Genomic DNA, 22,082 nt, shown 5'->3' on the forward strand with positions numbered 1-22,082 from the left:
GACGCCTGGGCGCCGCCACGGCCCCCATCACGAAAGGAACCCCATGACCAACCCGTTCCCCCGCGACTTCCTGTGGGGCGTCGCCACCGCAGGCCACCAGGTGGAAGGCAACAACGTCAACAGCGATACCTGGTTCCTGGAGCACCTGCCCGGGACGATCTTCGCCGAGCCGTCCGGGGATGCGGTGGACCACTACCACCGCTACCGTGAGGACATCGCCCTGATCGCCGGCCTGGGTTTCAGCAGCTACCGCTTTTCCATCGAGTGGGCGCGTGTCGAACCGGAGGAAGGCCACTTCTCCTTGGCTGAACTGGACCACTACAAGCGCGTGCTGGAGGCCTGTGTGGAGCACGGCCTGACCCCGGTGGTGACGTTCCACCACTTCGTGTCTCCCCTGTGGCTGCTGCGGCGCGGTGGCTGGGAATCCCGGGAAACCCCGGAGTTGTTCGCCCGCTACTGCGACCGGGTCATGGCGCACCTGGGCGGCCTCATCGGCGTCGCCTGCACCCTGAACGAACCCAACCTTCCCTGGCTGCTGGAGTCGTTCGGCATCGGCGGAGAGGCGCCGGACGACCGCGGGTCGGTACCGGTGTGGGCTGCCGCGGCGGAGCGCCTGGGCGTGGACGCCAGCACCGTGGCTCCGTTCCAGTTCTGTTCCACGGAGGCCGGGTTCACCGTGAAGGTGGCCGCCCACCGGGCCGCCACCGCCGTGATCAAAGCCCACCGGCCGGAACTGCAGGTGGGCTGGACGCTGGCCAACTCCGACATCCAGTCCCTCCCCGGTGGCGAGGAGACCGCGGACAGGGTACGGCGCGACGTCAATGAGCGCTTCCTCGAGGCCTCCCGCGGCGACGACTTCGTGGGCATCCAGACGTACGGCCGCACCGTTTACGGGCCGGAAGGACACGCCGCCGCGCCGGAAGGCGCTCCCACCAACCAGATGGGCGAGGAGATCTACCCGCAGGCGCTGGAAGCCACCATCCGCGAGGCCGCGCGGATTGCCGGCATCCCGGTGATGGTCACCGAGAACGGGCTTGCCACCGAGGATGACACCCAGCGGGTTGCGTACCTCAAAACAGCGGTCGACGGCGTTGCGGCCTGCCTTGCCGACGGCATCGATGTCCGGGGTTACATTGCCTGGACGGCGTTCGATAACTTCGAGTGGATCTTCGGCTACCGGCCCACGTTCGGCCTGATCGCCGTCGACCGTTCCACCCAGGAGCGGACGCCGAAGGAGAGCGCGCACTGGCTGGGCAGCCTCGCCCGGGACCATGCAGCCTCCCCTGTGGCCCAGCCCGCCTGACGACGCCGCAATGGCCCGGACTTTCTGGTGGAAGTCCGGGCCATTCGCACGACCGGCGGCTATGTGTGCAGCCGCAGCCTCGCCACAAAGTCCGCAACCACCAGCCGGGTGTCAACGCCCGTATAGGTCCGCCGCTGCGGCGCGGCGGACGTTTCCGTGAACGTGGCAGGGGCGCCGTCCAGGCCTGTGACCACCAAGGGCGCGCTGTCGCCCAGGCACCACAGCGGTCCGAACTTCACGAAGTCCGGCACCTCAAGGCCGTGGAAGTGCTCCCAGAGCCAGGCGCCGGCGGGGCCTCCGTCCCGGAAGGCCTGGTCCAGTTCCGCCACCGGCGCGACAACCTGCCGGTAGGTTTCGGCCGGGAACTGCCACACGGCCAGCTCCCGGTTGCCAAGCACGAACTCCGCGGCAGCCGGGTCGGTGAAGTAGTTGTACTCGTCCCCGTTCCGGGCAGCACCGCCCACCCAGGCAAGGGTGAACAGGGAGGCGGCGGCGGGATCCAGCAGGAGCGCATCGGCCACGTTCGTCAGTGGCCCGGCACAGACGAGGACCAGTGGGAGCTCTCCCCCGGCTTTGGCTGCATCAACGATCGCACGGGCGGCGTGGTTCGTCCGCGGCTGCCCGGTGAACGGTGTGTCCGGCCCCGCCTTCACCTGCGCCGGTTCCGGCAGCTTCAGGACGCGGAGCAGGTCCGCCGCCAGGTCCGCGCCCGCCTGCGCCATGCCATCCGGGGGCCCGAACATCGGGTTGGTCAGCGAACCCGTCACGGCAACGATCCGGTTGGCAGGCGACAAGGCGTGGTGTGCCAGCGCGACCAGCCCGTCCGGGTCCCCCGCCCAGTCGTTGTCGATCATTACGCGGCAGCGGGGTTCAATCCGGATCATGTCCATCCGGAAAGCCTCGCAAAACCGGAAGGCTTACAGGACGGGGATTTCATTCACCGGAAGGTTCTCCCCCGGACGCGGCACCCTCAGCGGGGCGGGGTTCACGGAAGACCAGCACCGGGCAGTGGGCCAGGTGGATCGTCTGGTGGGACACCGAGCCGAGCAGCATCCCGGTGAACCCGCCGTGGCCACGCGAACCCACAGCCACCAGGTCCGCGTTCCTGGAGGCGTCCACCAGCGCCGCGGCCGGGTTGCCTTCCACCACCTTGCCGGTCACGTTCCCGCCCGCGTCCTTGACGCGGGCAAGCTCCGCTTCGAGGATGGCCTGGGCATCCTTCTGGAAGATCTCATAGTCCCAGGCCGTACCAAGGGCGTCGCTGACGTAGGGAAAGCTCCAGGCGGTCAGCGCCAGGACTTCGCCGCCGCGCAGCCTGGACTCCCCGATGGCCCAGTCCATGGCCGCCCGGGACTGGTCCGAACCGTCCACGCCCACTACTATCCTGAAGCGTCCGTCGCCCGCCATCATGCCCCACTTCCGGTTCCCTTTGATCCGGCCGGATCAGGGCTGCTCCGCGGCGGCACCCTGGGCCGGAACTGCAACCGTCGTATGCTCTGCCTTGGCCGCGTGGTGCGGGTTTCCTGCCTCCTTGGCGCAGTGGAGGCAGCAGTAGACGCCGGCGTCGCTGTCAATCGGATGCCCCAGGATCCGGCATCCACAGTGCTCGCAGGCCGGCGCCATCATGTGGATGGCACATTCGAAACTGTCGAACGTCCCGGTCTGGCTGCCCATGGTGACGGTGAACATCCGACCGTCGCTGCTGCCGCAGACATCGCAAGCACCCATGATTTCTTCCCTCCTGGTTCCTTTGCTCCAGACACTCAGGGTGGCCGGTCCCACGTGCGCCTGCCTAGAGGCAAAGGTCCCCACGACGTCCCGGCTGCGCGGCGCAGGGAGCAGAGTCCCGGAAAACCGCGGGCCGTGGGACCGCAGGAAAATTGTCGCCCGCCACCCATCCGCCGGGACGCCAGCTCCGAACTGCCATGGAGGAATTGGATCCAACCCAGGAGGGGACAATGGATGAGGCAGACCAGCAGGCCCTGACGGGCGCTGTCATCAAGGAACACCACATGGACATGGCCCAGCTCTGGCTGGAGTTCGTCTCACTGGGCGGCGACGCTTCGGAACAGGTCCTCAGGGACTACTGCGCGGGGGAATCCACCCTCCCGGCCAAGGAACGCGATGCGCTGGCCCAGGCGGTCAATGAATACTGCGGCGCGGAGGGCCTGCCGCTTCGTGCGCCGTTCAGCGATTCGCCGCTGTTCCTGGTGCATCCCGGACGGCCGGATCCCTACTCGTCAAAGTAGGTTGACACCCCTTCAGCCCCGGCCACCGATGACACCACGGCGGCGGCAACATCGCGGAGCTTCATGTTCCGGGCGTTGGATGCCTTGCGCAGCACCGTGAAGGCATCCGCCTGGCTGCACCGGTTTTGCGCCATGATGGCACCGGTGGCCAGGTCGATGACGGTCCGCGTCTGCATGGCCGCGGCCATGCCGTCCTTGGTTTCCTCCAGCTTCACCATGCGCAGTGCGAGTGTGAGTCCTTTGGCCGCCTGGCGGACGAAGGCTTCCGCCTGGCCCACCACGTCCGTACTGTATGCGCCGGGGTGACCGCTGTAGAGGCTCAGCACCCCGCGGGCGTTGCCCTCAAGGCCCACCGGAATACTGAGGATGGAAAAGCAGCCCTGCCCCGCAACAGCCTGCGAATATTCAGGCCACCGTCCGTCGCGCCTCGCGTCCCCGACGAGCACGGTGCCGCCGGTCCGCATCGCCGTGGTTCCCGGTCCGTCCCCGTAGCGGTGCTCGAGGTCGCTCAGCAGGCGCGCGCCGGGGCTGCTGCTGGCCGCTGTGGCCGGCTTCTTGGGCCGGAGCACGGTCATCGCGCACAGCACCTGCCGGTCGTCGCCCAGCCTGGCCGCCGCATAGGTCGCCAACTCCTGGAGGCAGGCCTCCACAGCGGGGTTTTCCAGGAAAGAATCCTGCAGGCGCCGGGCAACGTCGGCGAAAAGATCGTCATGCGGGGCGTCGGCGTTGACCAAGGGTCTCCCTCCCGGCGGTAATAATAGGCCACGGCTTCATGGCCGCCCTCTGCCGAACGGTGATGCCAGCCTACCTGCGCGATGGCCTTAACCTGACACCATGACGCTCCTCTCCACCGCGGCGGGCACGGTCCGCGGCACGCCGCTGGACATCGACGGAACCACGCTGCAGCGGTTCCTCGGGATCCCCTACGCGGCGCCGCCGTCGGGTCCGGGCAGGTTCCGCCCGCCGGCCCCGGCTGCGCCGTGGCCCGGCGTGCGTGACTGCACGTCGTTCGGCCCCTCGGCGCCCCAGAATCCCGAGTCGCCGGCGCCGCCGGGCGCCGCGCCCCGCACGTGGAGCGAGGACGGCTGCCTGAACCTGAACATCTGGACCCCGGGGACGGACGCGCCGGTCAGGCCGGTGATGGTGTGGATCCATGGCGGCGCCTACCTGCTCGGCGCCAACAGTGACGCGATGTACGACGGCGGCAGGCTCGCGGCTGCGACCGGCGCCGTGGTCGTCTCCATCAACTACCGGCTTGGCGCCCTGGGATTCCTGCACCTGGACGGCCTGCTGGGGCCGGGCTTCGAAGACTCGTCGAACCTTGCCCTGCTGGACCAGCTCGAAGCCCTGCGCTGGGCCCGCCGCAACATCGCCGCGTTCGGCGGCGACCCGCACAACGTGACCATCTTTGGTGAGTCCGCAGGCGCCGCGGCCATCGGCACCCTGCTGGGCATGCCGGCGTCGGAAGGCCTTTTCAGGCGGGCGATCATGCAAAGCGGGACCGCCGAACGCTACCGCAGCCCGGAAGACTCAGCGCGTACCACTGCCCTGTTCCTGGAGTTCTGCGGGCTGGACGCGCAGTCCGCCCCGGAGCTGCTGACCCTCCCCGTGGAGCGCCTGCTGCAGGCCCAGGCCCTGCTGGAGCAGCGCGCCGCCGCCGAATCGTTCGCGGTCCCGCTGCCCTTCCAGCCCACGATTGGGACACCCTCGCTGCCGGCGCCGCCGCTGGAGGGCATACGCAGCGGCGTCAACGGCAGCGTGGACCTGCTGACCGGAACCAACCTCAACGAGGGGTCCTTCGCCGTCGAGATGCGCCCGGTGCCTCCCGACGCCCCCGGCTACCCGGCCCGTGCGGCCGCCGTTCTCGCCGGCGCCGGTATCCCCGGGGACCAGGCAGGCGGCTATGCCGAGGCCGTGGCAGCCGCGCTGGCACGGGAACCCGGGGGCAAGGAGCTGCTGGAAGCGGCGATTGCGGATGTGGTGTACCGGCAGCCCACGAACCGCTTGCTTGACGCGCGTGCCAGCGCGGCCCGCGCCGGGGCGCGCGGACGGACCTTCGCCTACCTGTTCACCTGGCGCAGCCCGGCCATGGGCGGAAAGCTCGGCGCCGGCCACGCGCTGGACATCCCCTTCGTGTTCCGGCACCTGGACACCCCCGCCGCGGCCTTCCTGACCCGCGGCACGGCGCCGCAGCCCCTCAGCGACAGCATGAGCGGCGCGTGGGGATCCTTCGCACGCACGGGGTCACCGGCCACGCCGCGGCTCGATTGGCCTCCGTACGGCACGGAGCGGACCACCATGATCCTCGACGACGGGCCGCGACTTCAGGACGACCCGCGGCGGGAGATCCGCGAATTCTTTGGCAGCGTCAGCCCGCTGCCAGCCCATTAAGGGTTTCGCGGATCCCGTTCAGGGCAGGGTCGCGCAGGGAATTGAAGGCCGGCTTCAGGAGCGGCTGGATGATTTTGGCGGGCCCCTTGATGCTGAACTCGGCCGTGTACTTCACCACCGAGCCGGTCCCGTTCGGGCTGACGTCGATGGAGTCGAAGGACGTCACGCTCTTGTTCTCGCCCCGCAGTTTGATGTGGTTCCCGGCCAGCTCGATGACCTCGTATTCCAGGGATTGCCGTTTCCCCCGGAATTCCGACTCGGCGTGGTAGCGGTGGCCCACCGACACCGGGCCCGGCGTGAGCTTGTCCATCACCGGGGTGTTGGGGTCCCACTTGCTCGTGTTCTCGAACTGGCTCAGGAAGGCAAAGGCCTTCTCGGCGGACAGGTTGGTCTCCACGCTTCCGGTCACTGTGATCATCACCCCAGTGTAGGAACGGTGCCCCGGTAAACCCAGCCCCCGGCCGATGGCAGGAGCCGAACCCCGGGCTAGCAGCCCTCGAAGTCGGTGAGGACCTTGACCTTGCCCGCGGAAGCCGACGACGGGTCGAACGTGTAGCCGATCCATTCCCTGGCAAGGCGGCGGGCGAGTTCGATGCCCACCACGCGCTGGCCCATCGTCAGCACCTGGCAGTCGTTGGACAGGATCGAACGTTCCACCGAGAAGGAGTCGTGGGCCGCGGTGGCGCGGATGCCGTCCACCTTGTTGGCGGCAATGGCCACTCCGATGCCGGTGCCGCAGAACAGGATGGCTCGGTCCGCGGCGCCGTCCCGGATCATTTCGCCGGCCGCGATGCCCACGTACGGGTAGGGCCTGGTGAAGTCGTCGGGGGCGTCGCTGCGGTTGACCCCGATGTCGATGACTTCGCTGACGCGGGGGTCGTTGCGCAGGTCCTCGAGCACGCGGTCCTTGTAGTCCACACCGGCCTCGTCAGCGCCGACGATGAGCCGCAGTCCCATGGTTTGTCCTTCCGTCGTCATTACTTTGCTCCTGCCGGTGCGGCGCCGGTGGTGGCGCCGGTGAAGTGCGGTCCCATCACGGCGAACACCATGGCCAGGGAGGTGGCTCCCGGGTCCGGCGTGCCCAGGCTCTTTTCCGCCAGCGGACGGGCACGGCCCTTCAGGGGGAGCAGGTCCGCGGTGGCTGCGGCCGCGGCGGCGGATTCCTGCGCAGCGGTTTCCCAGGCGCGGACCGGGGCAACCCCGGCGGCCACGTCCCGGCTGAAGGCGGCGGCGAAGGGCAGCAGGGCGTCCACCATGGTCTTGTCGCCGGTTTCGGCCTTGCCCAGCTGCACGATCCGGTCCGCGAAAGCGGTCACGGCCGCCGCGAGGGCCGCACCTTCCGGCGCGGCGCTGTTGCCCACGGTTTCACCGAAGGCACGCAGCCCGGCTCCCCACAGGACACCGGAGGTGCCGCCGGCCTTGTCGGCCCAGGCGTCGCCGGCTGCGGCCAGCACGTCGCCGGCCCCCGCCCCCTCTCCGAGTGCCGCGGCTGCCGCGGCTGCGGCGGCGTCCACTCCGCGGACCATGCCGCGGCCGTGGTCGCCGTCGCCGGCGATGGCGTCCATCCGGCCGAGCCGTTCCTCGGCGTCGTGCAGCGAAGCCCGGGCCGCGCCGATCGCGGCGACGCAGGCTTCGGCATACCGGCGGGAGGCGTCCGTGGCGACGAATTCCGCCGTGGAGGCGCCGCCGTCGGACGCTTCTTCTTCGGCGGAAGTTCCTGCCTGGGCCGGCACGGCACCGCGGCGGTAGGCGGGGGTTTCCGCCGGGGCGGTCCACAGGGGCTCCAGCTCCGCGTCCAGCCAGGTGACCGTGAGCGAGACGCCGGCCATGTCCAGGCTGGTGACCAGCTCGCCGACCTCGGGCATGACCAGCGTGTAGCCGGCGGCGCGCAGCAGCGGCGCCACAGTCCCCCACAGCACGAACAGTTCCTCATGCTTGGTGGAGCCGAGGCCGTTGAGGATCACCGCGATCCGGGTGCCGGCGTTGGGCGGGGTCTCGGAGAGCACCCGGGCCACCAGCTCCTGGCCCAGCTCCTTGGCGGAGGGCAGCACGGTGTCGTGCAGGCCGGGTTCGCCGTGGATGCCAAGGCCCAGGCCCATCTGCCCTTCCGGCAGCGTGAACAGCGGGGCTTCGGCGCCCGGGAAGGTGCACCCGGCGAACGCGCTGCCGATGGTACGGGTCAGGTCGTTGGCCTTGCGGCCCAGGCGGACCACTTCGGCGAGGGTGTCTCCGCGTTCAGCGGCGGCGCCCATCACCTTGAAGACGGTGAAGTCACCGGCGATGCCCCGGCGCTTGGCGGATTCCGACGGCGGGGCGCTGGCGATGTCGTCCGTCACCAGGACGTTTTCCACGGCGATGCCCTCGGCGGCCAGCCGCTCGCTGGCCATGCCGAAGTTCATCACGTCGCCGGCGTAGTTGCCGTAGGTGAAGACGACGCCGGCGCCGGATTCTGCGGCTTTGGCCACCGAGTAGGCCTGCTGTGCGGAGGGCGAGGTGAAGATGTTGCCCACCACGGCGCCGTCGGCAAAGCCCGTGCCGATGATGCCGGCGAATGCCGGGTAGTGGCCGGAGCCGCCGCCGGCAAGGACGGCGACTTTGGGCTGCGCCGGGCGGTAGCGGCGGACGGCACCGCCGGGGACCTGGCGGACCAGGGCCGAGTGGACGTCGCAGAAGCCTGCCAGGGCCTCCTCGGCGAACTCTGAGGGGTCGTTGAAGATTTTGGTCATGGTGGGTTCTCCGGCGTCCGGGGTGCTGTCAGTGCTGGGTCTGTGGGTGGCTGCTAGTGCATGTGGCTTCCACCGTTGATGTCAACGGTTGTGCCGGTCAGGTAGGCGGATTCCTCGGAGGACAGGAACGTGATGACGGAGGCCACTTCCTCGGTGGTGGCGTTGCGTCCCAGCGGGATGCCGGCGTTGATGGCGGCTTCCTGCTCCTCGGTGCTGCCCACGCGGATGTTGGTGTCCACGGCGCCGGGGGTGATGGCGTTGACGGTGACGCCGGTGGTGCCCAGTTCACGGGCCAGGGCCTTGGTGAAGCCGAGGATGGCTGCCTTGGCAGCGGAGTAGGGGACCTTGCCGAAGACGCCGCCGCCGCGCTGGGCGGACACGGAGGACATGTTCACGATCCTGCCCCAGCCGTTGTCGATCATGTCCGGCAGGAAGGCCTTGGTGACCAGGTAGGTGCCGGTGGCGTTGACGTCCATGACCTTGTGCCACAGCTCAAGGGTGGTCTCCAGGAACGGGACCGGGGAGGTGATGCCGGCGATGTTGGCCAGGGCGCCGACGGGCGGGAGGTTTCCGGCGGCCACTTCGGCGGCGACGGCTGCCTGGGCGGCGGCCACGGAGGCCTCGTTGGCGACGTCGATCTCGTGGCCGAAGGCGGGAACATTGAATTCGTTGCCGATTTCAGCAGCGACCTTGGCGGACTTTTCGCCGTCGAGGTCCAGGATGACGATGCCCCAGCCTTCACGGGCGTAGCGGCGGGCGGTGGTGATGCCGATGCCGCGGTCGGAGGTGGCCCCGGTGAGGACGGCGGTGCGCTGGATGGTGGTCATGGTGGTGCTCCTTGAATTGTTTGGGTGGATCGATTGCTCCGTAACGGCCCTTATGAGGCGTCAAAAGGGCGTTTTCGGAGCAGTCGATGGTTAGAGAAGGTCGGTGATGAAGCTGGCTGCCTTCGCGGCGGCGGCGGGGCGTTCGTCGTGGGTGACGTCCCGGGTTTCCAGCTCCAGGGAGAAGTGCCCGGTGTAGCCGTCGGCGGCGAGCCGCTTCAGGCCTCCGGCAAAGTCAGCGTCGCCCTTGCCGATGCTGAGGTTGATGTTGCCGGGCACGGCGTCACGGAGGTGGACGTGGCTGATCCGGCCGGCGTGGACGTCCAGGTATTCCTGGATGTTCTCGCCGGCGGCCACGATGTGGCTGAAGTCCATGACGATTCCCACGCCGGAGCCCGCCAGGCGGTCCGCGAGCTTGGTTGCGCGGTCCAGGTTCCAGCAGAACCGCAGGAAGTGCAGCGATTCGGTCCAAAGTTCGACGCCGAACTCCGCCGCCCGCCGTCCGGCGCCAATAAGCTGTGCGGCGACGAGGTCCAGGTCCTCGCCTTCGCTGCGCACGGGTTCGTGGTTGAGGGCGCCGCAGGGCAGGACGAGCGCCTTGGCACCGATCTTGGCGGTGAGGGTGAGCAGGGCATCGAGATGGCGCCGGCGCGCTGCCCCGCCGTCGGCGTCGAGCACGGCATTAAGGTCCCCGATGTCGCCGTTGACGGAACGCACCCGCAGGCCCGAGGCGTTGACTTCGGCGGAGACGGCTTCCACGGCCGCGGCATCGAGTTCGAACGGAACGTGGTTGCAGACCCCGGGCAGTGCGCCCAGGTCGATCTCCTCGAACCCCAGCTCCTTCATGGTGCGCAGGGCCTGGCCCAGTTCCTGGTGCCGGAAGCTGATCGATGAGCAGCCCAGTCTGGAGTGGAACATCATTGATCCTTCGATTCGTGCCGGTCTTTAGTGATGGGCACCACAGTACATACGTTAACTGTCAACAGTCAACTCTAAAAGTCGACTGTTGACAGTGCGGATGATCTGGGTCACACTGGGACGTACCATTTGTTAACAGTCGACAGCGGCTACTCCAACAGCCGCTTTTCGAAAGGGAACCTCCATGAGCAAAGATGCTCTGACCATGCGCGGCCCGGTCCACGGCACCAAGGACGCCCGGCGAGTTGCCATCGGATCCGGCGTGGGGGCCGTGATTGAGACGTACGACTTCATCGGCTTCGGCACCGCTGCCGCACTGTATTTCGGAACTGCATTCTTCCCCGGAAGCGATCCCGTCACCGGCACGCTCGCCTCCTTCGCAACCCTGGGCGTCGGCTTCGCAGCCCGCCCCCTCGGCGGCATCATCGGCGGCCACCTCGGTGACAAGGTGGGCCGCAAGCCCGTCCTGGTCGCATCCCTGATCCTGATGGGCCTGGCAACGTTCGCCATCGGGCTGCTGCCTACCTACGCCGCTGTCGGCCTGCTCGCTCCGGCGCTGCTGGTCTTCGTCCGCATCGTCCAGGGCCTGGCCTTCGGCGCGGAGTGGGGCGGCGCCATCCTCATGAGCTACGAGCACGCACCGTGGAAGGCCAAGGGCAAGTACACCGGCATCGTGCAGGCCGGCTTCCCCGTGGGCCTGCTGCTGGCCAACCTGACCTTCCTGTTCAGCGTCCAGCTGGGCGGCGAACTCGCATGGCGCATCCCGTTCCTGGCCAGCATCCTGCTGGTGGTGGTTGGCCTGATCATCCGTTCCAAGGTTCCCGAGTCCCCGGTCTTCGACGAGGTCAAGGACAGCGGCGCCATTGTGAAGGCACCCATCGTGGAGGTCATCAAGACGGACTGGCGCAACATCGTCAAGGGCATCGGCCTCCGCATCGCTGAGACCGCCGGCTACGCCGTGTCCATCACCTACATGATTTCCTACATCAACAGCCAGCACCTGGCGGACAAGAGCCAGACCCTGATCGCGCTTTGCATCGCCTCGGCCATCGGCATCTTCGCCACCCAGGCCTGGGGTGCCCTCACCGACCGCATCGGCCGCCGCCCGCTGTATGTCTGGTCCACGGCCTTCGCCGCGCTGTTCGCGATCCCGATGTTCCTGCTGGTCAACACCGGCCTGTTCATCGCCATCATCCTCACCATCGTGATCTCCTACGCCGTCTGCCAGAACTCCCTCGCCGGCGCCCAGGGCGCCTGGTTCCCCGAACTCTTCCAGGCCAAGACCCGCGCGTCCGGCGCCAGCCTGGCGTACCAGATCTCCGCGATGGTGTCCGGCTTCACCCCGTTCATCACCACCCTGCTGTTCGTCAGCTTCGGCTGGATGGGCCCGGCACTGCTCTTCGGTGCCTACGCGCTGATCGGCCTCTGGGCCGCCGTCGCCACCCGCGAAACCTGGGGCAAGCGCGAACGTGAGCTGGCCGATGAGGCGACCAAAAGCACCCCCAACACCGTCAACGCCTGAATGACTGCCACCTACGCCACGAACACGGAGCCAGCAATGCCTACAGATACCGTCCAGGACGCCGCCCCGCAGGGAGAGATACTGCAGAGCGCAGTGACCCCGGAACGCGTGGACAAGATCAGCGCCGCCGCGTACCGGATCCGGCACCACGCCCTGAACATGGGCGAGGTCCAGGGCCAGGGCTACGTGGGCCAGGCCCTGGGCGCAGCGGACATGCTCGCCATCGTATACGGCGACCAGCTCCGCTTCCGCCCGGAGGACCCGCACTGGGAGGCCAGGGACCGCTTTCTGCTCTCCACCGGCCACTACGCGATTGGCCACTACGCGGCCCTCGCCGAGGCCGGGATCGTCCCCGTCGAGGAACTCGAAACCTACGGCTCGGACGACTCCCGGCTGCCGATGTCCGGGATGTCCACCTACACCCCGGGCATGGAAATCTCCGGCGGTTCCCTGGGCCACGGCCTGACCATCGCCGTCGGCATGGCGCTGGGCCTGCGCTACCAGGGCTCGTCCGCCCGGGTGTTCAACTTCCTCTCCGACGGGGAACTGGACGAAGGCTCCACCTGGGAGGCCGCGATGGGCGCGCACCACCACCAGCTGGGCAACCTCACCGCCATGGTGGACATCAACGCCCTCCAGGCGGACGGCAAGACCGACACAGTGCTGCGCACCGAGCCGGTGACGGAGAAGTGGGAATCGTTCGGCTGGTACACCCAGCGGGTGGACGGGAACGACGTCGGCGCGCTGCTGGCAGCGTTCGACAACGCAGCTGCCCAGGCCGCCGCCGTCGGACGTCCCTCCGTGATCCTGTGCGACACCAAAGTGGGCCGCGGCGTTCCGCTGCTGGAGAACCGCGAAAAGGCGCACTTCATGCGCATCGAAGAGAACGAATGGCAGATCTGCCGCGAGCAGCTCACTGCCGGCTATGAAGGAAAGGCTTCAGCATGAGCACCACCACCGAGGCCCCCGACACCACCACTGCCGCGAAGCCGAAGCTGAAGACGTCGGCGATGATCGCGTCCTTCGCCGACCCCGGGCAGAAGACCGCGTCCGCACCGTTCGGGCACGCACTGGTCAAGGCCGCCCAGGAGAACGACAAGATCGTGGGCCTGACCGCGGACCTGGGCAAGTACACGGACATGCACATCTTCGCCAAGGCCTTCCCGGAGCGGTTCTTCCAGATGGGCATGGCCGAGCAGCTGCTCTTCGGCGCAGCCGCCGGCCTGGCCGAGTCCGGCCTGGTGCCGTTCGCGTCCACCTACTCGGTGTTCGCGGCACGCCGCGCCTACGACTTCCTCTGCCTGGACGCTGCCGAACCGAACCTGAACGTCAACATCGTCGGCGGCCTGCCCGGCCTGACCACCGGGTACGGCCCCAGCCACCAGGCCACCGAGGACATGGCGATCTTCCGCGGCATGCCCAACCTGACCATCGTTGACCCCTGCGACTCGGTGGACATCGAGCAGGCCGTCCCGCAGCTCGCGGCCTCGGAAGGCCCCACCTACCTGCGGCTGCTGCGCGGCAATGTGCCCACCGTCCTGGACGAGTATGACTACACGTTCGAACTCGGCAAGGCCAAAGTCCTGCGCGGCGGCAACGACGTCGTGTTCATCTCCTCCGGACTGATGACCATGCGCGCCCTCCAGGCAGCCAAGGCGCTGGCGGCACACAACGTGGACGTCGCCGTGGTGCACACCCCCACCATCAAGCCGTTCGACGCCGGGACCGTCCTCAAGGAGGTCAACACGGACCGGCTCGCCGTCACGCTGGAAAACCACTCCGTGGTGGGCGGCCTGTTCGAAACCGTTGCGTCCGCCGTCGTCACCGCCGGCCTGGGCAAACGCGTGGTTCCTGTCGCATTGCCGGACCAATTCCTCGACGCCGGCGCCCTGCCTACCCTGCACGACCGCTACGGCCTGGCCGTGGACCGCATCGTGGCCAAGGTGCTGGCCGAACTCGCCTAACGGCACCGAACACAAATGCAGAAAGCACGGCACCGGCCCTCCGCCAATGCCGTGCTTTCTGCCGTAGTATCGAATCCACTACCGACTGTAAACAGTCGACTTATGACAATGAGGACAGAAGCCATGGCCGGACTGACCGCCCCGCTGCTGGGACTGGAAAAGAAAAGCCTGCGCGAGCAGGCACTCTCCGCACTGCGGACCGCCATCACCAGCGGCGAACTCGAACCCGGCCGGCACCTGGTGGAAACCGAACTGTCCGAAATGCTCCAGATCAGCCGCGGCACCCTGCGGGAGGCCCTCCGGCAACTGGAACAGGAAGGGCTGCTGTCCGCCGGGCCCCGGGGCCGGCTGTCCGTCCGGCACCTGGACGAGAAGGAAATCCGGGACATCTACGCCGTCCGCGCCGCTCTCGAATCCCTCGCCGCCCGGACGCTGTGCGAATTGCCGGACCGGCAGCACGTCACGGAGTCGCTGCACAAGGCGATCGATGTCATGGCTGAAGGAGCGTCCGGGTCCCTTGAGGACCGGATCGAATCCGATCTCGAGTTCCACCGCACGCTGTGCCGGCTCACCGGCAACGAAACGCTGCTGCACTCCTGGGAGTCCCTGGAAGGCTCCATCCGGATGTCGATCATGTTCGCCGGCCTGGAAAAAGGCGTCAGCAACATGAGCGTGGACCGGCACCGCGACATCGTCTCCGCCATCGATACCGGCGACGCCGCCCTGGCCCGCAAGACCATCCTGGAACACATGGACACCGCCGCGGCCAACCTCGTTGCCTGACCCCGCTTGACAATCGGGAATCCCAGCGCCGTCCCGGCCGTTAACTTACTGCGCGGTAAATAGCCGCAGCGATAACGAGGGATGGTATGACCGCAAAGTTTGTGTCAGTTGAGGACGACGCCGGAAAGGTCACCCGCTACAGCCGCCACGACAACGGCGGCGGGCTGATCGCGCCTGGCGCCGTGGTGGCTGACAGCGCCCGGATCGGCCCCATGACCTACGTGGAGCACGGTGCGCAGGTGGGTCCGGGGTGCCGGATTGGACACGGCAGCTGGATAGACCGGGACGCCCGGATCGGCAACCGGACCGTCATTGGTGATGGCGTGCGTATTGGGCGGGGCGCCGTTATCGGCAACCGCGTCCACGTGGGCAGCCACACGAGGATTGGCTCGAGCGTGCTGATTGAGCACGGCGTCCACCTCGATGCGGACAGCACGGTACCCGACGGCACCGAAGTCCTTGCCCGCGCCCGCACCGCCGCGGTACCGGCCGCGCACCGGCAGCACCGGAAGGCCAAGGGCGGCCTGGCGGCGTAGTTGCCCAGCTCCGGCATCGCTGCCTGCTGCCGCTAGAACGGCAGCGGAAGCCTGGCCGTTCGTCCGCCGTCGAGCGTGATCACCTCGCCCGTCAGGAAACCTGACTTGTCGCTGGCCAGGAAAACGGCGAGCTCGCCGACATCTGACGGGTTGCCAAGGCGGCCGGCGGGGTGCAGTTTATACAGCGCTTCCCTTGCACCCGCCGGGTCCGCCTGGGACTCCAGATATCTGTCGCTGAGTTCGGACGTAATCCAGCCCGGTGCGATGGCGTTGCAGCGGATATTATCCGGTCCGAGGTCGAGAGCCAGGGCCTTGGTCATCCCGTGGATTCCGGCCTTGGAGGCAGCGTAGGCGGCATGGCCCGGGTTGGCTGCCAGCCCCTCGATGGAACCGATGTTGATGATGCTTCCGCCGCCCGCCTCCCGCAGGTGCGGCAGGGCTGCCTGGGCCAGGAACAACGGTGCCCGCAGGTTCAGGGCCATCATGCGGTCCCACTCGTCGGGCAGGATGTGCTCCACGGTGCGCTCGAACATGATGCCGGCATTGTTGACCAGGACATTCATCCCGCCGAAGTGGGCCACAACCCGGCCAACGACGTCCGGAAGGGCGGCCGCGTTGCTGATATCCGCCTGTATGCCGAGCACTTCCGGATGGCTTTCCAGCTCAGCATCGAGGGGCCGGCGCTGCACGACGGCCACCCGGGCACCCTCCTCAAGGAAGCGGGCCACGATGCCCCTGCCGATTCCCTGCCCTCCGCCGGTGATGAGGGCCGCCTTGCCTTGAAGCTGCATGTTCCTGCCGCCCAATCTCGTCCGGAATCAGTCAGTTTCGGGGCCGGTGCAGAAGAGGCAACTGTTCGTGCCGCACTCTTCGGCTTCAGCGTCTGCATATTTCGCCGGTTCGGCGTGGAGCGTGGGCGCCATGGCCTACTCGCCGTACATGAGGCCGGTGAGGAACGCGTCCAGCGGCCGGCCTGCCGCACCTTCATTCCCCGTCGCCATGGGACGGGCCTGCTCGAGGTACAGCCCCTCCCAGGGCGAGCATTTCAGCTCGCCGGCTTCGAAGGCGACGGTTGCTTCCGCTGCCGGTGCCGGCGCCGGGGTAGCGGGAACGTGTGCACGCACCGCGGCGGAGCTGCGGTGGCCGAAAGCGGTGAATATGGCGCGGTGACCGATGGAGATGGACATGGTCGCTTTTCCTTCCTGCAGAGGGCCGCGGAACTTCGATGTTCCCCAGCCGGTTTAAGAGCTGTAAAAACTGAACGCTGCGTTCGAATTATGAACGTAGAAACAGTGTGGCACACCTCACCCGCAGTACGCAATGGCCGCAGGAGATTAATGGGCCGCCCCTTCACCATTCGCGAGCACCACGACGTCAGGCTTGTCAGCGCTGCAGACCATCACCCGCCCGCGCCCGTCGGCCTGAATGACCCAGAAGACGCTGCGGTCCAGGGCGAGCATGTCCACCCGACCGGCGACGATGGTGCCATCCTGGCGGAACACGCGCACGACGTCCCCTCTGGAAAGCCTCGACCAGTCGGGCAGTGGCTGCGGAGGGGCCGGGCGGGGGCGCACGGGCCGCGCCGGCACCGGGGATGCCTGGCGGATGGATACTGCGGGGCGGGACCTGGTGTACATCGCTGTGCTCCATTCAAATCTCGGGATGGCATGGTTGGCGTCGCTTTGCAAAACAGCGTGAGGAACGCCACAATTGAAGTGTTCATCAAATGAACATCACGTTCAATTTATTACCGGCCGGAAGATGCGGCATCAATGGAGAGATTGCGATGAAGAACCGCGGAAATTGGCGGCACAAGCCGAAGCGACGGCAACGGAGGGATCCTGCGGAGATTATCGGGGAGCGCGATGCGCGCAGGACAGCCGCCCTCGCGCAGTGCGTCCGCGAGATGAGCGGCGACGGCCCTGCCGGGGTCACCCACAGCCGTGTCGCCGAACGGGTCGGCGTGCCCGTCCAGTACGTGCGGTGGAAGTATCCCTCAGTGGAGCATTTGCTCGCTATCGCTGACGCCTGATGGGTTGCGGAAAGGGTCAGGAACCGGCCGGCTCGATGCCGAGAAGCGCCTTGGCGATGTCCTGGGCCGCCAGGCGAAGCTTCTCGATGGTGCCTGGGAGCGTGTCCGACTTCAGCCGCTGCTCAGGTCCGTTCACGGAAACGATGCCCACGAGTGCGCCTGCGACGTCCCGCACGGGCAGGGCCACCACAAACAGGCCTTCCTCCAACTCGTTGTCCATCACCGAATAGCCCTGCTCACGGATCCCGTGCAGTTGCTTGATCAGTTCGTCCCGCTTGGTGATGGTGCTCGAGGTGAAGGCCTCCAGCTTCTTCGGCAAGGCCTGGACGACTTCTTCGTCGGTCATCTCGGATAGCATGAGCTTTCCCGTGGCACTGGCGTGGACCGGATACGTTTCTCCGACGTACATCTTCACGTTCAGGTATCGCGAGCCCGAGGCTTCCGCGATCACGTCGTAGGCCAGCTTGTCCCGCACCATGGCGAGGCTGACGGTTTCATTAAGCCTGGCCGCGTACTCCTCCAGAATGGGCTGCACCCTGGCAACCGCCCCAGTATAGGGATCCGCCAGCCGGCCAAGCCGGGCCATCTCCCAGCCGAGCGTGTAGCGGTTGTCCACGCGGTCAACGAATCCCGTCTGTTCCAGGCTAAGAAGCAGGCGGAAAGCGGTTGGGCGGGTCATCCCGACGGCCTGGGCGAGTTCGGTGACCGTGATTCCCGCCCGGTGCCGGCCCAGCTCACTGAGCAGGACGGTGGCCTTGATGACGGATTTATTGGTGAGGTCCACCGCCTCGCCGGGCACAGCCTCATCGCTCTCCGCGGCCGCCTGCACGTCCACCCCTGTATCCGTTGCCACTGTCAAACCCCGGTTTCGTTCACGTCTGCTCAAGGCACGGTGCCCCGACTGGATGTCCCCACCATCCTATGCCCCTTCACAGAACGAACGGCGCGTTCAAGGTGCCTGGAACCTTGAACGCCCCGTCCGTGCCGCCGGCTACGGCACCAGGATGACCTTGCCCGTCGTCGACCTCGACTCCAGCGCCGCGTGCGCTTCAGCGGCCCGTTCGAGGCCAAACTTGGCGCCGATTTCCGGCTTGACGACGCCCTGGGCCACCAACTCGAACAGCTCTCCGGAACGCCACCGCCGCTCATCCGCATCCAGCAGGAAATCGTCGATCTTGGGCCGGGTGACGCTCAGCGAGCCATGGGCGTTGAGGCGCTGCAGGTCGAACGGTGGCACCTGACCCGACGCGCCGCCGAACAGCACCAGCGTGCCGCGGATCCGCAGGGACGCAAGGGATGCTTCGAAGGTATCCTTGCCCACGCCGTCATAAACGACGTCGACACCGCGCCCGCCGGTCAGCTCACGCACGCGTGCGGGAACCTCTGCGTAGGTGAGGACGTGGTCGGCTCCGGCTCTGCGGGCGAGTTCGGCTTTTTCCGGTGTCGACGTGGTGGTGATGACGGTGGCGCCGCGGTGCTTGAGCATTTGGGTCAGCAGCAGACCGACTCCCCCGGCGCCCGCGTGGGTCAGGACGGCGTCCCCCGGATTGACCGGATAACTGGAGTTGATGAGGTAGTGCGCGGTGATTCCCTGTGCCGGCAGCGCCGCGGCGATGTCGTCGGAGATTCCGTCCGGAACGGGCAACGCTTTGTCCGCGTCCACCAGCATGTACTCGGCATAGCTGCCGGCGCCCTCTGTCGTGGTGACCCGCGCTCCCACGGAGAAGTCCGTCACCCCGTCGCCGATCTCCTCGACAACCCCGGCGGCCTCCACTCCGGGAACAAAGGGGTAATCCACCGCATAGATCCCCGCGCGCTGGTAGGTCTCGATGAAATTCATCCCGACGGCGGCGACGCGCACCAGCAGCTGCCCGGGCCCGGGCGCGGGGCGGGGCACGTCGATGCGTTCGAAGACTTCCGGGCCCCCGGCGCGGGGGATGGTCATGGCGTAGGGCATTACGGCTCCTTTGGGGCGGGCAGGTCAGAGTACGGCGTGCCCTGCCGCCAACCGTGCAGAGTCGGCAACGGCGTTGCGGGCGGCCACAGCCAAAAGGCCTGTGTCCGAGGCAGTAGGCATGAAACGGAAGCCAAGGGCGGCCATCTTCCCGGACAGGGCCGGCTCGCCGGTGTAAATGCCGGGGACAACGCCCGCGTCCTGGCAGCGGCGGGCAATGTCGGCGAGGATCCCGTCGGGCCCTTCGCCGATGAGTTCGTCCAGGGTGATTCCCAGGCTGAGGGAAAGGTCGTAGGGTCCCACGAAGATGGCGTCCGGCCCAGCGGAGAGGATGGCATCGAGGTTGGCCAGCCCGGCCGCGGTTTCAATCATGAGGATGCACAGGGCCTCGTCCTGCGGATCGCCGGGAACGGGCTTGGGGTAGCGCGGGCTGCGGCGGGTGGGGCCGTAGCTGCGCTTGCCAAGTGGCGGAAACCTCGTGGCCGCGACCAGGGCCTCCGCGGCGGGGGCGTCTTCGACTGTGGGGAAAATGATTCCACCCGCTCCGGCGTCCAGTACCCTGCTTACCGTTCCCGCCTCGTGCCCAGGCACACGCACGATCGATGGGATACCGAAAAGGTGCGCGGCCTCGATCAGAGGCTGAAGCTCTGAAACTTCCGGGCCGCCATGCTGGCCGTCGATGCAGATCCAGTCAAAGCCCTCGGCGGCCAGGATGTCCACCACCGCCGGGTCCCGGAAGCTGACCCAGGCACCGGGGTGCGTGCCGCCGTCGTCAATGGCCAGGCGGGGGGTGGGCAGGCCCGTGGAATGTGCGCTCTCGCCGTAAATCTTCATAGTCTTCCTCCGGATAATCGTTTGGGGCGGGCGGACCAGTGCCCGGTCGGAGACGGCTCCGGCCGGGCACGGGCCATGATGGCTCGGCGTTGCCGGCCTAGGCGCTGATGGTGATGTACTGCTTCTTGAAGTGCTCATGGATTTCCCAGACACCGCTCCAGCCATCCGGAATGAGCACCATGTCGCCCGCTTGGTGGTCCACGCGCTCCCCCGCGTCGGAGACAAGCGTCGCCCTGCCCTCCAACACGAGAATGACCTCGTTCACACCGTTGCGGGCAGTCTGGAAGCTTCCCGGAGAACACTGCCAGAATCCCAGGTCCACACGGCTGGCCTTGGCGCCGTACGTGCTGTCCGTGGCGTCCTTGGGTTCGGTGCCGTTGATGGCCGTCGGCTTCAGTGCCAGTTCGGCAAAGGACAAGGCCTCCAGGGAGCGGAGGATTTTCACTTGTGGGGCAGACATGTGCTTCTTTCTGTCGGATTAGTGCTGCAGGGCCGGCTTGCCCAGCGGGGCCGAGGTGTCGCTGAGGCTCAGGCCCTTGGTTTCGGGAGCGAGGTATTGGGAGATCACCGCTCCGACCACACAGATGGCGGCCGCGATCAGCATGGTGGTTCCCACGCCCAGGCTGTCGACGGACATCGGGAGGATGAACGTTCCGGCCGCGGCGCCGATCCGTGAAAATGCCGTGGCAAAGCCGACTCCGGCGCCCCGGATTTCCGTGGGGAACACCTCGCCGGGGTAGACGCCGGTGAGGGCGGTGGAGATGGCGTTGAAGAAGGAGAACAGCATGAAGCTGACCAGGATGATCATGGGCGAGACGTGTGAGAAGAGGCCGATGACAACGAGCGCGACGGCGGCGATCCACATGGGAGGGATGGACAGCTTGCGCCGGCCCACGCGTTCAATCAGGAACATGGAGGCCAGCGAACCTGCAACAACGACGCCGTTCAGCAGCAGCGCGCCAGCGAGTCCGTCCTCGACGCCGAGGCTCTCCAGGACGATGGGTGCGAAGGTGGCGATGGCGAAGTATGGGGTGACGTTGCAGACCCAGTACATGCACACGAAGATCGTGGCGTTCCGGTACTGCGGCGAGAAGAGCTTGGCGAAGTTGGGCTTCTCGGGCTTTTCACGCTCGAGGTCCTTGACGTCCGCTTCCTCCATGAACTGGTGGGCGATCTCGAAGGCCTCTTCCCGGCGGCCCTTGCTGATGAGCCAGCGCGGTGATTCGGGCGAGCCGAGGCGGAGCAGGAACACGATCAGCGACGGCACAGTGCTCATGCCCAGGATGATCCGCCAGTCAGCGTGGATGGCGGTGGACATGTAGTAGCCGACCGCATAGGACAGCAGGTAACCGACGTACCACGCGACCTCCTGGAAGGCCATGAGCTTGCCGCGCATGCGGGCCGGGGAGAATTCCACCAGCAGGGGCCAGCCGATGGCGTAGTCGGCGCCAATTGCCATGCCCATAAGCAGGCGGATGATGAACAGCTGCCAAGCATCCGCCACGAAGAACTGGGCTGCGGAACCAAGCAGGAAGATGGCGAGGTCAACGATGAACATCGGCTTGCGGCCGATCTTGTCGGCGAGGTATCCGCCGATGGGTCCACCGAAGAAGATGCCGATCAGTGCCGAGGCGCCGATCAGGCCCTGCCAGGTCGCGGACAGGCTCAGGTCGGCGGTCAGGGCCGGCATGACCAGGCCAATGCCGCCCAGGATGAAGCCGTCGATGAACATGCCGCCGGCGATCACGCCGCTGAGTTTGATGAGGAATTTCTTCTTCTGTGGATCTTGAGGTGCCGCCGACCGCACGCGGGTCGAGGCAGGTGACACGGATGAATTCACGATGGACTTCCTTGTAGATCGTGCTGCTTTAAGGGGACGCAGGCGCCGTCTGAGTGAGCGCGAAGAGGATGTTCAGGACTCGCGGAGGCGGTCCGCGTTCGTTCATTTTTCGAACGCTATGATCAAAATATGGCACGCGCCACATTTACTGTCAAGAGTTACGCACGACACATATTCCACCGCGCCCGACTCTTGACAGTGAGCTG

General features: G+C 67.1%; 26 protein-coding genes. 9 read left to right on the plus strand and 17 right to left on the minus strand.

The window, feature by feature from the left end:
• The first annotated feature begins 43 nt into the window (after positions 1-43).
• Positions 44-1,303 (plus strand): glycoside hydrolase family 1 protein, encoded by a 1,260-nt coding sequence (locus tag ACYSM9_RS01705; RefSeq protein WP_461855261.1) that lies wholly within the window; start codon positions 44-46, stop codon positions 1,301-1,303.
• Positions 1,304-1,362: 59 nt separating this feature from the next.
• On the opposite strand, the gene ACYSM9_RS01710 is transcribed toward ACYSM9_RS01705, so the two are convergent.
• From ACYSM9_RS01710 to ACYSM9_RS01720, 3 genes are read right to left on the minus strand one after another with little or no spacing between them, the layout of a single operon-like run.
• Positions 1,363-2,187, minus strand: coding sequence for a nucleoside hydrolase (locus ACYSM9_RS01710; protein ID WP_461855262.1), 825 nt, complete (start codon positions 2,185-2,187; stop codon positions 1,363-1,365).
• A gap of 49 nt (positions 2,188-2,236) precedes the next feature.
• Positions 2,237-2,713, minus strand: a complete 477-nt coding sequence (locus tag ACYSM9_RS01715) for a universal stress protein (protein WP_461855263.1) — start codon at positions 2,711-2,713, stop codon at positions 2,237-2,239.
• 33 nt (positions 2,714-2,746) lie between these two features.
• A complete protein-coding gene (locus ACYSM9_RS01720; RefSeq protein ID WP_461855264.1) occupies positions 2,747-3,031 on the minus strand; it encodes a hypothetical protein in 285 nt (94 codons plus the stop codon).
• A gap of 230 nt (positions 3,032-3,261) precedes the next feature.
• On the opposite strand from ACYSM9_RS01720, the gene ACYSM9_RS01725 reads away from it, so the two are divergent.
• Complete coding sequence (locus ACYSM9_RS01725) at positions 3,262-3,552, plus strand: hypothetical protein (RefSeq protein WP_461855265.1); 291 nt, start codon at positions 3,262-3,264, stop codon at positions 3,550-3,552.
• Here the strand turns inward: ACYSM9_RS01725 and ACYSM9_RS01730 are convergent.
• On the minus strand, positions 3,537-4,286 hold the full coding sequence (locus tag ACYSM9_RS01730; RefSeq protein WP_461855266.1) for a GAF and ANTAR domain-containing protein: 750 nt from the start codon (positions 4,284-4,286) through the stop codon (positions 3,537-3,539). The genes ACYSM9_RS01725 and ACYSM9_RS01730 overlap by 16 nt on opposite strands.
• 100 nt (positions 4,287-4,386) lie before the next feature.
• Between ACYSM9_RS01730 and ACYSM9_RS01735 the strand changes: the two genes are divergently transcribed.
• On the plus strand, positions 4,387-5,943 hold the full coding sequence (locus ACYSM9_RS01735; RefSeq protein ID WP_461855267.1) for a carboxylesterase/lipase family protein: 1,557 nt from the start codon (positions 4,387-4,389) through the stop codon (positions 5,941-5,943).
• Here the strand turns inward: ACYSM9_RS01735 and ACYSM9_RS01740 are convergent.
• From ACYSM9_RS01740 to ACYSM9_RS01760, 5 genes are all read right to left on the minus strand, one after another.
• Positions 5,921-6,361, minus strand: coding sequence for an SRPBCC family protein (locus ACYSM9_RS01740; RefSeq protein WP_461855268.1), 441 nt, complete (start codon positions 6,359-6,361; stop codon positions 5,921-5,923). The two genes, ACYSM9_RS01735 and ACYSM9_RS01740, sit on opposite strands and share 23 nt — an antisense overlap.
• A gap of 68 nt (positions 6,362-6,429) precedes the next feature.
• Positions 6,430-6,921: an RpiB/LacA/LacB family sugar-phosphate isomerase gene (locus ACYSM9_RS01745; RefSeq protein WP_461855269.1), complete on the minus strand. Its 492-nt coding sequence runs from the start codon at positions 6,919-6,921 to the stop codon at positions 6,430-6,432.
• Positions 6,921-8,669 (minus strand): dihydroxyacetone kinase family protein, encoded by a 1,749-nt coding sequence (locus tag ACYSM9_RS01750; protein ID WP_461855270.1) that lies wholly within the window; start codon positions 8,667-8,669, stop codon positions 6,921-6,923. The genes ACYSM9_RS01745 and ACYSM9_RS01750 overlap by 1 nt, the downstream gene beginning before the upstream one ends.
• Before the next feature lie 53 nt (positions 8,670-8,722).
• A complete protein-coding gene (locus ACYSM9_RS01755) occupies positions 8,723-9,496 on the minus strand; it encodes an SDR family NAD(P)-dependent oxidoreductase (protein WP_461855271.1) in 774 nt (257 codons plus the stop codon).
• Between the two features lie 90 nt (positions 9,497-9,586).
• A complete protein-coding gene (locus ACYSM9_RS01760) occupies positions 9,587-10,411 on the minus strand; it encodes a sugar phosphate isomerase/epimerase family protein (RefSeq protein WP_461855272.1) in 825 nt (274 codons plus the stop codon).
• A gap of 184 nt (positions 10,412-10,595) precedes the next feature.
• On the opposite strand from ACYSM9_RS01760, the gene ACYSM9_RS01765 reads away from it, so the two are divergent.
• From ACYSM9_RS01765 to ACYSM9_RS01785, 5 genes are all read left to right on the plus strand, one after another.
• Positions 10,596-11,933, plus strand: coding sequence for an MFS transporter (locus ACYSM9_RS01765; RefSeq protein WP_461855273.1), 1,338 nt, complete (start codon positions 10,596-10,598; stop codon positions 11,931-11,933).
• A 36-nt stretch (positions 11,934-11,969) separates the two neighbouring features.
• Positions 11,970-12,881 carry a transketolase gene (locus ACYSM9_RS01770; RefSeq protein ID WP_461855274.1) on the plus strand — a complete coding sequence of 304 codons (912 nt, stop codon included), beginning with the start codon at positions 11,970-11,972 and terminating at the stop codon, positions 12,879-12,881.
• Complete coding sequence (locus ACYSM9_RS01775) at positions 12,878-13,897, plus strand: transketolase family protein (RefSeq protein WP_461855275.1); 1,020 nt, start codon at positions 12,878-12,880, stop codon at positions 13,895-13,897. Before ACYSM9_RS01770 ends, ACYSM9_RS01775 begins: the two co-directional genes overlap by 4 nt.
• Positions 13,898-14,020: 123 nt before the next feature.
• Positions 14,021-14,680, plus strand: a complete 660-nt coding sequence (locus ACYSM9_RS01780; RefSeq protein ID WP_461855276.1) for a GntR family transcriptional regulator — start codon at positions 14,021-14,023, stop codon at positions 14,678-14,680.
• 86 nt (positions 14,681-14,766) lie between these two features.
• Positions 14,767-15,216, plus strand: a complete 450-nt coding sequence (locus ACYSM9_RS01785; protein WP_461855277.1) for a transferase — start codon at positions 14,767-14,769, stop codon at positions 15,214-15,216.
• A 32-nt stretch (positions 15,217-15,248) separates the two neighbouring features.
• Here the strand turns inward: ACYSM9_RS01785 and ACYSM9_RS01790 are convergent, their stop codons facing one another.
• The 3 genes from ACYSM9_RS01790 to ACYSM9_RS01800 form a co-directional block, all read right to left on the minus strand.
• Complete coding sequence (locus ACYSM9_RS01790; RefSeq protein WP_461855278.1) at positions 15,249-16,007, minus strand: SDR family NAD(P)-dependent oxidoreductase; 759 nt, start codon at positions 16,005-16,007, stop codon at positions 15,249-15,251.
• A 135-nt stretch (positions 16,008-16,142) separates the two neighbouring features.
• Positions 16,143-16,403: a hypothetical protein gene (locus ACYSM9_RS01795; protein ID WP_461855279.1), complete on the minus strand. Its 261-nt coding sequence runs from the start codon at positions 16,401-16,403 to the stop codon at positions 16,143-16,145.
• 147 nt (positions 16,404-16,550) lie between these two features.
• Entirely contained in the window at positions 16,551-16,724 is a 174-nt protein-coding gene (locus ACYSM9_RS01800; RefSeq protein ID WP_461855280.1) for a hypothetical protein, read from the minus strand.
• Positions 16,725-17,002: 278 nt separating this feature from the next.
• On the opposite strand from ACYSM9_RS01800, the gene ACYSM9_RS01805 reads away from it, so the two are divergent.
• Entirely contained in the window at positions 17,003-17,248 is a 246-nt protein-coding gene (locus ACYSM9_RS01805; RefSeq protein WP_461855281.1) for a hypothetical protein, read from the plus strand.
• 16 nt (positions 17,249-17,264) lie between these two features.
• On the opposite strand, the gene ACYSM9_RS01810 is transcribed toward ACYSM9_RS01805, so the two are convergent.
• From ACYSM9_RS01810 to ACYSM9_RS01830, 5 genes are all read right to left on the minus strand, one after another.
• Complete coding sequence (locus tag ACYSM9_RS01810) at positions 17,265-18,101, minus strand: IclR family transcriptional regulator (protein ID WP_461855282.1); 837 nt, start codon at positions 18,099-18,101, stop codon at positions 17,265-17,267.
• Positions 18,102-18,239: 138 nt separating this feature from the next.
• Positions 18,240-19,205, minus strand: a complete 966-nt coding sequence (locus tag ACYSM9_RS01815; RefSeq protein WP_461855283.1) for a quinone oxidoreductase family protein — start codon at positions 19,203-19,205, stop codon at positions 18,240-18,242.
• 24 nt (positions 19,206-19,229) lie between these two features.
• Complete coding sequence (locus ACYSM9_RS01820; protein ID WP_461855284.1) at positions 19,230-20,036, minus strand: HpcH/HpaI aldolase family protein; 807 nt, start codon at positions 20,034-20,036, stop codon at positions 19,230-19,232.
• Between the two features lie 97 nt (positions 20,037-20,133).
• Entirely contained in the window at positions 20,134-20,496 is a 363-nt protein-coding gene (locus ACYSM9_RS01825) for a cupin domain-containing protein (RefSeq protein ID WP_461855285.1), read from the minus strand.
• Between the two features lie 18 nt (positions 20,497-20,514).
• Entirely contained in the window at positions 20,515-21,876 is a 1,362-nt protein-coding gene (locus tag ACYSM9_RS01830; RefSeq protein ID WP_461855286.1) for an MFS transporter, read from the minus strand.
• Between the last annotated feature and the right edge of the window lie 206 nt (positions 21,877-22,082).

This window comes from Arthrobacter sp. C152, assembly GCF_054890965.1.